The sequence below is a fragment of the Shewanella sp. GD03713 genome, from assembly GCF_029843705.1.
Classification (GTDB): Bacteria; Pseudomonadota; Gammaproteobacteria; order Enterobacterales; family Shewanellaceae; genus Shewanella.
In genome coordinates this window covers 625,561-639,041 of the sequence record NZ_JAOCIW010000001.1, presented here as the reverse complement: position 1 = coordinate 639,041, position 13,481 = coordinate 625,561, and the positions used below count along the sequence as shown (strand labels likewise).

Annotated in this window: 15 protein-coding genes; 10 read left to right on the top strand and 5 right to left on the bottom strand. The window is 48.0% G+C overall.

Annotated features, from left to right (window positions below):
• Positions 1-14: 14 nt before the first annotated feature.
• Complete coding sequence (locus N5E87_RS02865) at positions 15-1,727, bottom strand: formate--tetrahydrofolate ligase (protein WP_086902954.1); 1,713 nt, start codon at positions 1,725-1,727, stop codon at positions 15-17.
• A gap of 240 nt (positions 1,728-1,967) precedes the next feature.
• On the opposite strand from N5E87_RS02865, the gene N5E87_RS02860 reads away from it, so the two are divergent.
• Complete coding sequence (locus N5E87_RS02860) at positions 1,968-2,858, top strand: aldo/keto reductase family oxidoreductase (protein ID WP_086902955.1); 891 nt, start codon at positions 1,968-1,970, stop codon at positions 2,856-2,858.
• Positions 2,859-2,912: 54 nt separating this feature from the next.
• Here N5E87_RS02860 and N5E87_RS02855 read toward each other — a convergent pair whose 3' ends face one another.
• The gene (locus N5E87_RS02855) at positions 2,913-3,743 is read right to left on the bottom strand and encodes a MaoC/PaaZ C-terminal domain-containing protein (RefSeq protein WP_084796712.1); all 831 of its coding nucleotides are present in this window, start codon (positions 3,741-3,743) and stop codon (positions 2,913-2,915) included.
• 708 nt (positions 3,744-4,451) lie between these two features.
• On the opposite strand from N5E87_RS02855, the gene N5E87_RS02850 reads away from it, so the two are divergent.
• Entirely contained in the window at positions 4,452-5,237 is a 786-nt protein-coding gene (locus N5E87_RS02850; protein ID WP_086902956.1) for a methyltransferase domain-containing protein, read from the top strand.
• Between the two features lie 173 nt (positions 5,238-5,410).
• On the opposite strand, the gene N5E87_RS02845 is transcribed toward N5E87_RS02850, so the two are convergent.
• Positions 5,411-6,307, bottom strand: a complete 897-nt coding sequence (locus N5E87_RS02845) for a TraB/GumN family protein (RefSeq protein ID WP_086902957.1) — start codon at positions 6,305-6,307, stop codon at positions 5,411-5,413.
• A 48-nt stretch (positions 6,308-6,355) separates the two neighbouring features.
• On the opposite strand from N5E87_RS02845, the gene N5E87_RS02840 reads away from it, so the two are divergent.
• Both N5E87_RS02840 and N5E87_RS02835 read left to right on the top strand, forming a co-directional pair.
• Positions 6,356-6,664: a prephenate dehydrogenase gene (locus N5E87_RS02840; protein WP_086902958.1), complete on the top strand. Its 309-nt coding sequence runs from the start codon at positions 6,356-6,358 to the stop codon at positions 6,662-6,664.
• Positions 6,665-6,802: 138 nt separating this feature from the next.
• The gene (locus N5E87_RS02835) at positions 6,803-8,554 is read left to right on the top strand and encodes a GGDEF domain-containing protein (RefSeq protein ID WP_086902959.1); all 1,752 of its coding nucleotides are present in this window, start codon (positions 6,803-6,805) and stop codon (positions 8,552-8,554) included.
• A gap of 22 nt (positions 8,555-8,576) precedes the next feature.
• On the opposite strand, the gene N5E87_RS02830 is transcribed toward N5E87_RS02835, so the two are convergent.
• The gene (locus N5E87_RS02830) at positions 8,577-9,101 is read right to left on the bottom strand and encodes a DUF3016 domain-containing protein (protein WP_086902960.1); all 525 of its coding nucleotides are present in this window, start codon (positions 9,099-9,101) and stop codon (positions 8,577-8,579) included.
• Between the two features lie 270 nt (positions 9,102-9,371).
• Here N5E87_RS02830 and N5E87_RS02825 point away from each other — a divergent pair, with 270 nt between their 5' ends.
• Together N5E87_RS02825 and N5E87_RS02820 are read left to right on the top strand one after the other, a co-directional pair.
• Entirely contained in the window at positions 9,372-9,680 is a 309-nt protein-coding gene (locus tag N5E87_RS02825) for a hypothetical protein (RefSeq protein ID WP_086902961.1), read from the top strand.
• Between the two features lie 149 nt (positions 9,681-9,829).
• A complete protein-coding gene (locus N5E87_RS02820) occupies positions 9,830-10,144 on the top strand; it encodes a hypothetical protein (RefSeq protein ID WP_086903010.1) in 315 nt (104 codons plus the stop codon).
• Positions 10,145-10,150: 6 nt separating this feature from the next.
• Here the strand turns inward: N5E87_RS02820 and N5E87_RS02815 are convergent, their stop codons facing one another.
• Entirely contained in the window at positions 10,151-10,660 is a 510-nt protein-coding gene (locus N5E87_RS02815; protein ID WP_086902962.1) for a DUF4240 domain-containing protein, read from the bottom strand.
• Positions 10,661-10,785: 125 nt separating this feature from the next.
• Between N5E87_RS02815 and N5E87_RS02810 the strand changes: the two genes are divergently transcribed.
• The 4 genes from N5E87_RS02810 (at position 10,786) to N5E87_RS02795 (ending at position 13,443) form a co-directional block, all read left to right on the top strand.
• A complete protein-coding gene (locus N5E87_RS02810) occupies positions 10,786-11,169 on the top strand; it encodes a hypothetical protein (RefSeq protein ID WP_086902963.1) in 384 nt (127 codons plus the stop codon).
• 74 nt (positions 11,170-11,243) lie between these two features.
• Entirely contained in the window at positions 11,244-12,041 is a 798-nt protein-coding gene (locus tag N5E87_RS02805; RefSeq protein WP_086902964.1) for a response regulator, read from the top strand.
• A gap of 146 nt (positions 12,042-12,187) precedes the next feature.
• Positions 12,188-12,460 carry an HU family DNA-binding protein gene (locus tag N5E87_RS02800; RefSeq protein ID WP_011621350.1) on the top strand — a complete coding sequence of 91 codons (273 nt, stop codon included), beginning with the start codon at positions 12,188-12,190 and terminating at the stop codon, positions 12,458-12,460.
• A gap of 290 nt (positions 12,461-12,750) precedes the next feature.
• Complete coding sequence (locus N5E87_RS02795) at positions 12,751-13,443, top strand: TorF family putative porin (RefSeq protein WP_086902965.1); 693 nt, start codon at positions 12,751-12,753, stop codon at positions 13,441-13,443.
• Positions 13,444-13,481 lie beyond the last annotated feature (38 nt).

The window sequence follows — 13,481 nt, the reverse complement described above, 5'->3', positions numbered from 1 at the left end:
AAACTGTTAATCGATTAACCTAAACCGGTAATCTCGCCATCTGCGCCGATATCAATCTTTAAATAGCCAGGAACTAATCCAAGCCCTGGCATAGTCATCACATCCCCCACCAACGCGGTAATAAATCCGGCTCCAGCATTTAACACTAACTCGCGCACTGGCACGATAAAACCTTGCGGTACGCCTTTAAGTTGAGGATCATGGCTAATGGATAAGGGTGTTTTTGCCATGCAGACGGGTAAATCGGCGTAACCGAGGGCACTGAGTTCTTGTAATTGCAGCTTAGCCGCCTCGGATAAACTCACCCCAGCAGCGCCATAGCCAACTTCGGCCAAGGTCGATAATTTCGCCTCAAGCGCCATGTCATCGGGATATAGCAGGGTAAACTCGCTTGGCTGCTCACAGGCGCGCATGACGGTTTGCGCCAAGGCCAATGCCCCCGCCTCACCTTGGCTGAAAGCCTCGCTAAGCTCGCAGCCAAAGGCGGCGGTGCCCGCAACGGCCTCAATCAACCAGTTAAGCTCGGCATCCGTATCGGTTGCAAATCGATTAATAGCCACCACAACGGGAATACCGTAACGCGCCACATTGTTGATATGCCAGTTTAAGTTGGCAAATCCCGCCTCGAGACGGGTTTGGTCGGGCGCATTGATATCCGCATCCGACGTCAAGCCGCTATTTGCCTTCAATGCCTTTAAGGTGGTTACTAACACCGCGGCGCTCGGGGTTAATCCAGACTGGCGCGCCTTGATATTACAAAATTTCTCAAACCCCATATCGGAGCCAAAACCGCCTTCCGTCACCACAAAATCGGCCAGCTTTAAGGCGATATCGTCGGCAATCACCGACGAGTTGCCATGGGCAATATTCGCAAATGGCCCTGCGTGAATAAGACAAGGCGCACCGTTTAAGGTCTGCATCAAGGTGGGTTTTACCGCATCCGCCATGATCGCCGTCATCGCGCCGGCAACGCCAAGGTCTTCCGCGCTAATAGCCGCACCTTGGCGATTGACTGCCAGCACAAGCTTGCCAATGCGCGCGCGCATATCCGCCAGATTACGACTGAGTGCCAGAATCGCCATTAACTCAGAGGCGGCGGTAATATCAAAGCCAGAAGTGTAAGCTGGGCCATTATTCTCACCTAGCCCAACCTCTATTTCACGTAAACAGCGATCGTTATGATCGACCACCCTGTGCCAACGGATGCCGTTAGGCGCTATATCCAGATAATTCTGCCCAGACTGCAACTCAAATTCGGCCTTGCCTAAACGTGTTTCATGGTAGAGCCGAGAGGCTATTGCCGCCGCACCAAGATTATGGGCGCTGCTGACAGCATGAATATCACCCGTTAGATGCAGATTCAGCTCCTGCATGGGCACCACTTGGGCGTAACCGCCACCAGCGGCGCCACCTTTCACCCCAAATACCGGGCCCATACTGGGCTGGCGAATACAGGCGCACACCTTGTTACCGAGCGCTTTAAGGGATTGGGTTAAGCCAATGGTGGTGACGGTTTTGCCTTCGCCGTGGGGCGTTGGAGTCACGGCGGTGACTATGATCAGTTTACCCTGTTGCTGCTCGGCTAAGCGCTGCTGCGCACGTAAATCGACCTTGGCTTTAGTCTTGCCAAATAGCTGCATCTCATCGGGCAATAACCCAAACTCGGCGCCAAGCGCTGCGATATCTTTTAGGTGCGCACGGCGCGAAATATCCATATCGGTTAGCATGGGTCATCTCTCCCTTGGGTATTTTGGTATCCCCGCTCGGCATGCGAGAAAGAAATACAAAATAGGTATGCAAAATCGGTAAGTATCAGCAACGGCTGATTGAATATGGCGGATATTAGGTGATTAGCTTTAAGATATATAGCCATCGAAAGGGTTAATGAGCGATTCCTTAATCTGCATCAAATAAATCGACTCGCGTCCTTTCCCCTACAAAATACAGATTCCCAAATGAGAAACAACATGAGCGGATCCCCTTTTAGTTTTTCAGAGTTTGTTGCCGGCTTTTGGCGAATGCACAGTTGGCAAATGTCACCCGCCGAGCGGCTTAACCTGATAGAACAGTATTTAGACCTAGGTGTGACCACTATGGATCACGCCGATATTTATGGCCAATACCAGTGCGAAACCCTGTTTGGTGAGGCGTTAGCGCTAAAACCCGCCTTAAGGCAGCAGATGCAATTGGTCAGCAAATGCGGCATTAAGCCCGCCTTCGATTGTCGCCCCGATCGCTATGTAAACCACTACGACACCTCCAAGGCGCATATTATTGCCAGTGTGGAGCAATCACTAAAGCAGCTGAAAACTGATTATTTAGATCTATTGCTGATCCACAGACCCGATCCTTTGATGGACGCCTATCAAGTGGCCGAAGCCTTTGCTGACTTAAAACAGGCGGGCAAAGTGCAACACTTTGGGGTATCTAACTTCACCAACACGCAGTTTTCATTATTGCAGTCGAGATTAGCTGAGCCCTTAGTCACCAATCAAATCGAAATTTCACCGCTAACAATGGCGAGTTTGCACGATGGTACGCTCGATTTATGTCAGGAGCGGCGCATTCGGCCTATGGCTTGGTCGTGTTTGGGCGGCGGTAAGATCTTTGATAATAGCCATCCACAGGCGATTCGCCTGCAACAAACCCTAGCGGTCATCGCCGATGAGATTGGCGCCCAAGATATCACCCAAGTGATTTATGCCTGGGTGCGGACGTTACCGAGTCGGCCCGTGCCGATTATCGGCAGTGGCAATATCGCGAGGATAAAAACGGCGGTGGCCGCACAGTCACTCACCCTAGACAGGCAGCAATGGTTTAGTATCTGGCAGGCATCAACCGGACACAGCGTGCCTTAGTACTGCAAACAACACCAACAAAAACGGCGCCTTAGGCGCCGTTACTCATCATGCTTAAAGCTGCACTTCACCGCTGAGGTGCGGTCTACGACCTTTACTGTCACGCAGCTCAAACACCCACTTGTCTTGTGATTTTTCGTAGCCAAATCCCACTTCTGCGGGCATCAGTAACGGCAGCTTAAAGGCCACATCGACCACAAAGGGGCGTTCACCAATCTCAGGCATTAATTCCGCTAAACAGCGCGCCTTAGACCACATTCCGTGGGCCAGCACACGGTCAAAACCGAAACGTTTGGACAGTACGGGATGCAGGTGGATCAGGTTATAGTCACCTGATGCTTTGGCATAACGACGACCTAAATCTTCACTCAATTCCCATGATTGGGGTGAGTCCCAAGCCATCTCGAGCGCCTTAGGAGGACGAACGCGGCGGCCAGCGGTCTCGATACGATAGAGGTAAGTCGACAACGATTCCCACACCAGCTCTTCGCCCACAAAGGCCTTAGAGACAAATTCAAACTCTAAGCCTGAATCGGTTTCACGGCTGGTCGTTAACGCGCATTCGAGGGAGAACACTTCATCGACTGTCGTCGGACGATAGACTTGAATACGGTTCTTTAAATGGATCATCCCCAGCAGCGGGAAAGTAATACCATCGTGGGTAAAAATCACCGCGTGTAGGCGAAATGCCATCACATACAAATAGGTTGGCGGTAATATTTTACCGTCGAAATTAAAGCCACACACTTGGGCATATTGGCTAACTTTGGCCTCGGACACTTGCACATTGGGCGCCGACACCTTGATATAAGGTAAGGGCTGTTGATCCCAACCGGGCTTACGACCAAAGAAAATCTTGCGATAAAGAGAAAACAGCGAGGGCATCGCGTTCAATTCAACACAATATGCATTATTCAAGTCTGAGTACCTTTTAATTAACTATCCCTACGCACGAATAACCAGAAATACCCCGTACAGATGCATAACATCTGAAAAATCAAAAAGCTCACGAGTGTAAAACAGGCAAAACTGTGTCTAAAAAGGGCTGATGCTGACTCACCGAATGGACAATTATACCCAAACAACCTGAAGATGAGGATTCAGCGGGAATGTAACGCTCTTTAGGCAAGGTCATTTATTGCTCCTGCATAAATGACATTCACACCTTCCATGGTGCTTGCGGTTATTTGCGGACCTAGTGGACTAAGTTAAAAATAACCAACACAGCATAAAGAGCGTTAAAACCCGCCGAGACGGAGCGCCTAGGGCACTCCACTTCGGTGTTGCATCAATTCACAAGGTGTTCACATTCCTTCATTGATGCGCCTTGAATTGAAGCCCCCTAGACGCTCTGAAACTCATATCTTCAGGTCGCTTGGGTATATTAGAGTCAGGTTTATCGAAAACGGCGTGATTATACCCCAGCGGATAGAGTTCTGGATATCCCCAACTTTACTGTGATTTTTTATCCTATTAAAAATCAATATATTATAAAAACATGGCCCTGCATGACTTTGCCTTATCCACACTGCGAGTGCGAAAATATTACGCCTGTGCCACACTATCGCCCCCAGTCTTTAACTTAGTTAACCCGTGCAAGATAAGAATTTCGATAAACTCGCGCAAAAGTTCGCGAAGAACATTTATGGCACCCCTAAAGGTGAAATCCGTGCCGCCGTGTTATGGCGCGATCTCGCTCCCGCTTTGGCGCAATTGGGCGATAAAAAATTGCGGATTTTAGATGCCGGCGGCGGCTTTGGTTATTTCAGCCAAAAGCTGGCACGTCTGGGCCATGAAGTGGTGTTGTGCGATATTTCCGCTGAAATGCTTGCCCAAGCGAAAGCACAAATCGATGCCAGCGACACGCCATTGGCAATCCGTTTGGTTCATGCACCGATTCAGGCCCTCTCCGTCGCCGAACATGGCAAGTTCGATCTTATCCTCTGCCATGCCGTAGTCGAATGGCTGGCCGATGCGAAAACCACCATGGAAGGCTTGCTGACCATGCTTAAGCCCAATGGGCTGTTTTCGCTGATGTTTTACAATAAAGAGGCTATGCGCTTCCATGCGTTAGTGTCGGGTAATTTCGACTATGTTGCCGCCGATCTAAAGGTGAAGAAGAAGGTGCGCCTCACGCCCACGCACCCGCTTTATATTCATGATGTTAAACAATGGTTTGCCGAATGGCACATGACCCTGCTGCGCGAATCTGGCGTGCGAGTCATTCACGACTATTTGAAAAAACATCAGCCTGCGGATTTTGACTATCAAAAGTTGCTGACGATGGAGCTCGAATATTCCCAACGCGAGCCCTATATTTCGCTCGGCCGATATGTGCATTTTCTGGGGCAAAGCGCCGCAACCGACACATCCGCATAAGCTCGCGAAACAATAAAGGACGCCAAGGCGTCCTTTATTGTTTAAAAGCCGTTGATTAGACACTCACTCTGCGCACTAAGTATGTTCAACCCTAGTGCGTTAAACCCTGGTGCGTTCAACCCCTGTGTTTTCAACACCAGAGTGCCAACCCAATCATCCGTCACACAGAGATATCAGTTACATTGCTCACGCCAACAGGCGATTACGGTGGCCCCCTTCTGTTTAAGTAGCTGAACTACGCTTTTATCACCCACCACATGGCCTGCGCCTACTACCACAAATAATGGCTCGCTGGCTGCTTCTGCGGTCATTAATCTCATCATGCCATCGGCCATGACCTTATTACGCTGCCAAAGAATTTTATCCAGCATCAGGGTATCGCCCTCACCGCCAAGCTGCTCCTGCATCAAAGTATCAAGTGCAGTTTCATCACCGGAGCGCCACGCCTCAACCAGCGAGAGTAGTTCGGCATCAGAGGCATTAATGGCTTCGCGCACCATAGACCACTGGACTTGACTATCGAAGGAGGCCAGTAATTGGAACTGCGACTCAGCCGTCTCCAACTGATACACAGGCTTACCCGCACGGCCAAGCAACTGCATATCGACACCATAGTCGGTAATAAACCCTAAGCTATTGTAACGTAAAAGATTAAGTTGAGATGCCTGCAACCAAGGTGCAAAGGCTTGAATCGACTGGCATAAGCTTGCCTTGTCTTCACAATAGTGGCGCATCACCTCTACCGTTTGCTTATCTCGGCTCTGCCAATCGAGCCCCTGTTCATGAGTCGCCATACCATACTTTTGCAATAGGGCGCGGCTGTCGATTTTATTAGTATCGATTTCAACCACTAATCCCTTGGATTTGGTAAATGCCGCCTCCACTTGCGCTGGCATAGGATAAAAATCGGCACGGCCAATATGGATTGAACCCAAAAGGTAAGCGGATTTCCCCTGCCATTGCACCTGATAAAACGGCGGTTTATCCGTTTGCGCCGCCCAACTCGGCCCACAGGTAAACATTGCGACGCCGCACAGCGCCAGTAATAGTCGCCACCGACTTGTTGCCATATCCTTTGCCCCTTATAATTCCTGCAAATTTTGCAATGAGACGCTGTTATGCCACACACTAAGGTTATAGAGCAACTGAAAGAAAACCTTCAAATCGCCTATCGCCAAGCCATAGACGCTGACACTAAGTTAGATGAGTTGAAAAAAGCGGGCCATGGGAAATTCACTAGCATTTTCACAGCCGAACAAGGCTTTATGGTGTCGAGCAACCGCTTTTTGCCCTATGTGCAAGAATTAGTGGATGACCTCACTAAGCTGCAACAACAGAGCAGCCTAGATCCCGCCGCACTAGAAACCTTAGTGCGCCAACTGGCCACCCTACTAAAAACCTTGCACGCCTTTAAAAAGCAGAGCTAATTCAATAAACGCTGAAATATCATCGATTTCAGCGTTTGCTCTCATTTCCAACCTACGGATTTTCGGCAAACAAAATTGTCATCATTTTGTCATTTCTAAGTCATAGACTCCGCAAACATTGTCGTGGGGGCTGAAGTAATGACGAGTTTAGATCTGGCAAAAGAGCTTGATAAGATAATCGCAAAGGGGGCAATCAGCCCGCTTTTTCAGCCCATATTCAATATCTTGGAACACAAGATCCACGGATTTGAAGCCCTGAGCCGCGGGCCAGAGCACAGCCCGCTCTACTCACCCATTCCGCTGTTTAAAACCGCGGAACATCAGGGCAAATTGAGCGAACTCGAGACTCTGTGCCGCCGTATTTCGCTAGAGCAATTCAAACTGCGCCAGTTCCAAGGCCGTTTGTTTATCAATATTTCCCCTAAGGCCCTGCTCGATCCCACCCATCCTAAGGGCATGACGCTGCAACTGTTACAGCAGCTTGGGATCTCACCTTCACAGGTGGTGATTGAGTTATCGGAGCAATATCCCGCCGACGATATCGACTTACTGAAATCTTGCCTGAATCACTATCGCAGCCAAGGCTTTATGACCGCTATCGATGACTTGGGTGCAGGCTATTCGGGTTTGCGGCTCTGGTCAGAGTTATCGCCCGACTATGTGAAAATCGATCGTCACTTTATTCACCAAATCGATTCAACCCCGGTTAAACAAGAATTTGTACGCTCGATTGTCGAACTGTGCCAGAGCCTCACCTGCAAAGTGATTGCCGAAGGGATTGAAACCCAAGAGGAACTCGCCGTACTCAAACAGCTAGGCATAGTCTATTGTCAGGGGTATTTGCTCGGACGCCCCGAGGCGCAGCCAAGCCGCGCAATGAAAGCGACTTTAGTGCCGAATAATACCCAAGTTCAGCCCAGATACAGCGAATCCGCCGAAAGCCTCTGCACCAGCGCTATTACTGTGGTACCGACACTCAAGCTTAAGCACTTAAGCGATACTTTTAGCTCTCAACCCGCCTTACAGGCCGTGGTTGTGGTGCAAGATCAACTGCCGCTGGGGATTATTAGTAGAGCGACTTTGCTGGAGCTTTTTAGCACGCCCTATGGCCGAGCCCTGCATGAAAACCACGCCGTCAGTGAAGTGATGGACCCGCAAGTGTTGCAGATTGAAGCCAGCGAGCCCCTGTCGATTGTGAGTCAATTACTGACCTCGGAGAGCGCCAATACTGTCGCCCAGCAATTTATCATTCTGCGCCGTGGCAAGTTGCTCGGCATTGGCCACACTAAAGATTTGCTACAGCGGATCACCGAGCACAGGATCAAGATGGCAAGGCATGCCAATCCGCTAACGGATTTACCCGGTAATGTGCCTATTCAGGAAGAACTCAAACGCCTCAGAAACCAACAAAAGCCTTTCTACTTGGCCTATTTTGACCTCTGTCAGTTCAAGCCCTATAACGATATTTACGGCTTTTGCCGCGGCGATGAGGTGATCTGCGAGGTTGCCAATCTGTTAGTGAAATACAAGACGGACAACTGTTTTATCGGCCATGTCGGTGGCGATGACTTTGTGGTGATCAGCACCTGTGAGCAACTCATCGACCGCTGCCAACGCATTTTGACGGATTTTGAGGCCAATAAGTCGCTCTTTTATAGTGCAGAGCACTGGCAAGCCCAAGAAATGCTCGCCGATGATAGGCAAGGACAAGCCTGTTATCACAAGCTAATCAGCCTCTGTGTCGGCGTGCTTACCCCCGCCCATACCTATAACTGTAATGAACATAGCCTATCGACCTTAAGTGCCAAGGCAAAAAAACAGGCAAAATCCGCAAGTAACGGATTTTGCCTGTTAGAAGAACTCAATATAACCCAAGCCCTAAGCGCTTAGGCGAGAGTGGTGACAGATGCGCCTAGAGTTTAGGTGCGATGGTTTTCTTTAACCAATCGCGCAGCATTTCAGTCTCATACATAAATGGCTTGTCAGTGATAGGTTGAATGCCCGTCATAAAGCCCATGTCTGAAAGCTTTTCGTCCCCGGTGATGATGACTTTGTCATTCTCAAGCACTTGATAACTAAAGGTCATGCGCGGTGGATAAATCTCTTTGATCACCCGTAAATCATCGGCTGTAGCACCAAAGGTTGGGCGCATATCACCGGCTAAGTCGACATCGGTCACCGTCATCTCTAACTTTTGATTCGGTTTTAAAACCTTTGCCGCTTCTTTATTGATATTGGTGGTTAAGGTATCGAATAAACGCTTTTCATAACGGGACTGAATTTCGCCCGATGATTTAATATCACGGAAATCCTTTGGATTTTGCCAAACAATCTTAACCACCCCATCTTCTGTCACTGGGTCGGTTTTCGCCTCGTCTGCGGCCCATACAGCACTGCAACTCAACACGCTGGCGAGTAATAAGAACTGAACTTTCATATTTGCCTCCTAGGCCTAATTGTTTCTGCCATATACCGTACAAAATCTAACCTGAACTTCAGCTTAATGTAAAACAAAACTCAATACAGCATCACTAGCGTAAGCTTTTGTATAGATTAGTAAATATTTTAGATAATGTTAGGGAAACTCGTATCTTTTTGTATCCAATACCCCATAAGGGATAAAGTTATTAATTTGTGATCATTTAACGCGCATATTACGCCAAAAAGTATTATCCTTCGCACACTATTTTATGACCACGAATGAAAAATGAAATTCCCCGTTGTACCTGTGTTTGTGTTAATCCTGTTCACTTGTTTTGCCAGCGCTATTTGGTTTATCTCCTCGGGAGAGAAAGATACACGCCCCGAAACCTGGTCATCTTTTATTTATACCCATGGTTATGATTCTGGGAAGTATAAGAAAATGGATAATTTCGACAGCTACGAAGCTTGCCGAGACTATGCCAAAGAGCAATCTTCCTTCTACGATGATGTGCCTTGGGAATGCGGTTTAAAATGCGGTTTTGATGCCCGTAAACAGGGCTTTCAATGTCAAGAAATGCGAAACGAGCAGTAAGATAGCGGTTCAGCCAAGGTTCAAGATCCCTCCGGTAAGCTTAATTTTTCAGCAATACCTTTGGTTTTGTTTGTCATGGATGCACGATGAAAGCCAAACGACGATTTAACAATCGACCGAGTTCCGGTGATTTTAATTTGGAGTTATCTATGAAACTAACAACCGCAAATCTACAGCAACCTTTAATGGCAAAGTTCGCCTTACTGACGCTCCTCACCCTAGGCACACTTATCAGTTTACCTAGCCATGCCGCCACGCTTAGTGCTACGCAGCAACAAGTGGTAAAGTCTCACTTTGATAAACTGGCTCAATCACAACAGCAGGCAGAAGAGCGCATGACAAAGCAGCTCGATCAAGAATTTAGCCGTCAATTAGCGGAGCAAGAGCATCAGCTGATGCGCCAAGCTTGCCCTCGCTATGGCATGACCTTCGATATTAGCAGCAATGCCTGCTTGCGCTCTTAAGCCGAATTAAAACGGAAAACGCGCACTAAGCTCAGGATACTGCTGCTTTAAATCTTTGGGCTTAGTGCTAAATTTTTTACCCGCTGGCGTCGCCTTACCCGAAGGCATAAAAGGCAACTCCTTACCCGTTCTGTCTTCAAATAGTTGACCCGCGATCAAGTCGTAATCTTCGATAAAAGGATAGGCATAGCCGTCCTTCTCAGGCCATGCCGTTAACTGCGCCAAAGTGTCTGGATTGGCAATCACCGCCTCGTAACGGGCTTGTCCAAGTGAGATCAGAAACGCGCGAAATTCGGCAAAAGCATAATCGGAATCACAGCCAGTAATGATATAAGCCGCTCCCCATACCGACCATAAGTAGCTTCGACGCATCTGTTGGCCAAACAATTTATCGAAGGCTTTTAACTCCTCGTCACTCAGCTCTGCCAACTTTTGCTTTAATGCCTGCGCTAAAGATTCCTGGGATTGCGCGGGTTCACTGCGGGTCACTAAGTCCCAAAATTCTACTTCTGTCATCACTTAACCTAATATTGAATGCCTAAGCAAAGGCGTATTCTACATGATAATACGGTTATGCTGGACTCAGTTCAGGGCTTTTCCTACACTTGCTCCACTTAAAATCAGCCATAAACGCTAACCCTATGCCTAAACGCCTTATTCTACTGATTGCCCTCTACACCCTGTTTGCTGTGGCAGCACTACTCCGTGCCGTTGCTACTGGTTCGTTCGACCTCTTTAGCTTAGGTGTATTGCCGGTTTTGTTTGGCATACTCACGCAGGCACCTTGGTCTAGCTTAGTGCTGAAAATTTATATTGGATTACAGACCTTAGGTCTGTCGGCACTGGGGATTACCGCGATTATCGCCTATCAAATTACCCCGCAAGACGTCAAAGTGGTGGTTGAAGGCCACAACATCCCGATGTTGCCCTTAGTCTTAAGCATCATCGCCTTATTGTTAGTACAGTATTGGGTAGCCTTTTCCCGCATCACCCATCATTATTTAACCGCAAAGGTAAAAGCGTAAGCTTGTTTATTGCTAAGCCCTTGTTTCTAGCCTAAGTTAACGGCTCCCTAAAAGACCTGATAAAGCCAGCCACTATGACTCATTTATCGCCTAGCGAACTCTCGATTCTCATTGTTGAGCCATCGGAAACCCAGCGCCGCATTATCATCAAGCGTTTACAGCAAGAAGGTATTATCAGCATCCAAAATGCCGCAAGTTTGACCCAAGCAAGGGAGTTGATTGCCCGCCACAAGCCGGATCTCATCGCCAGTGCCATGTATTTTGAAGATGGCACCGCGACCGAGTTTTTAAGCTACCTGCGCACCAACAGCGAATATAAAGACATCCAATTTATGTTGGTTTCGAGTGAATGTCGCCGCGAGCAATTAGAAATTTTCCGCCAGTCTGGCGTGGTCGCGATTCTGCCAAAACCTTTTAATGCCGAACACTTAGGCAAGGCGCTAAATGCGACCATCGATTTACTCAGCCACGATGAACTCGACCTAAGTCACTTCGATGTGCATGACGTGCGTGTGCTCGTGGTCGATGACAGCCGCATGGCGCGCAATGTGATTAAACGTACCATTGGCAACCTTGGGATCAAGCAGATCACCGAAGCGGAAGATGGCGCTCAAGCCATTGAGTTAATGCGTAATAATATGTTTGACCTGATCATTACCGATTACAATATGCCCAGTGTTGATGGCCTAGCACTCACTCAATTTATCCGTAATGAAAGCCAGCAATCCCATGTGCCTATCCTCATGGTGTCTTCGGAAGCGAATGATGCTCACCTGAGCAATGTCTCTCAGGCGGGAGTCAATGCCCTGTGCGATAAACCCTTCGAACCCAAATTGGTAAAGCAGCTCTTATATCAACTGCTCGAAGAATAAAACCTAAGTCACGAATGGGGTAAATATTCTGCATTTTTGTTACTTATAGGACACAAGCCCGTAGCAAAGGGCTTTCCAATGGCTAAACCTTGTGGCATGTTAGGCACGCTGACTTAATAAATCTACGGAAAGAAGAGACAATAAAGATGAACAAAACTGAACTTATTGCCAAGATTGCAGAAAATGCCGATATCACTAAAGCTGAAGCAGCACGTGCATTGAAATCTTTCGAAGCAGCTATTACTGAATCAATGAAAAACGGTGACAAGATCTCTATCGTTGGATTTGGCTCTTTTGAAACCTCCACTCGCGCAGCTCGTACTGGCCGTAACCCACAGACAGGTAAAGAAATTCAGATCGCTGAAGCCACTGTGCCTAAGTTTAAAGCGGGTAAAACCTTGCGTGATAGTGTGAACTAATTCGCTCGACATTGATTTTATAAAACGCCTCCTCTGTGAGGCGTTTTTTTTGCCCTCACGAAAGCATGAAAGATGATTTTTTGCACAAACACAGTGCGTCCACCGCTCCATTTTTGAGCATTTTAAAACATTTAATTAACATCAATTATGCAACCAATTGTTTTTAAAGATGTTCAAATAATGGCATGTGATTAGCAATTCCCTTATCAGAAAAAACCATGATGCACCAATGTCACCCACTCTGTGGTGACATGAGTGAATCGATAAATAAGTCAATCGAGGGGATGAGAATGAGAAAATCACTGTACAGCGTTTTGGCATTATCGACGGGATTGTTATTAACGACCAACGCCTTTGCGGCGGTGTCCGGCAATATTGGCGGCACCTCAAACTATCTATGGCGCGGGGTCACTCAAACCAATGATGCGGTCGCCATCCAAGGAGGCATTGACTATAGCCATGACTCCGGATTCTATGCTGGCACTTGGGCCTCAAATGTCGACTTTGGCGACGATACCAGCTATGAGTTGGATCTCTACGCAGGCTACGGCGGCAACATCACCGAAGACCTCAGCTACGACATTGGCTACCTCTACTACGCTTACCCCGATGCCGAAGGCAGCATCGATTTTGGTGAACTGCACGGTGCCATCACCTGGAAATGGTTTGAACTCAGTTATTCCCACGTGATCAACGCCGGTGATGATGTCGCGGCCGAGCCATTAGATAACAAAGATATGAGTTATCTTGCGGCCACTGCGTCTTTCCCACTGACGGATAAACTGAGTCTGTCATTGCACTACGGTTATTCTAGCGGCGATGTAGTCGAATCTTGGTTCGATGAGGATAACTACTCAGATTACAACGTCACACTCAGTGCCGATACCAGCATGGGTACAGTCTCATTTATGGTGTCGGATACCGATCTGCAGGGTGATGATGCCAAGGTTGTTTTAGGCTATTCCTACGGCTTTGATTTATAAAATTAAACGCTAAAAAAACGCCGCGATAATCGCGGCGT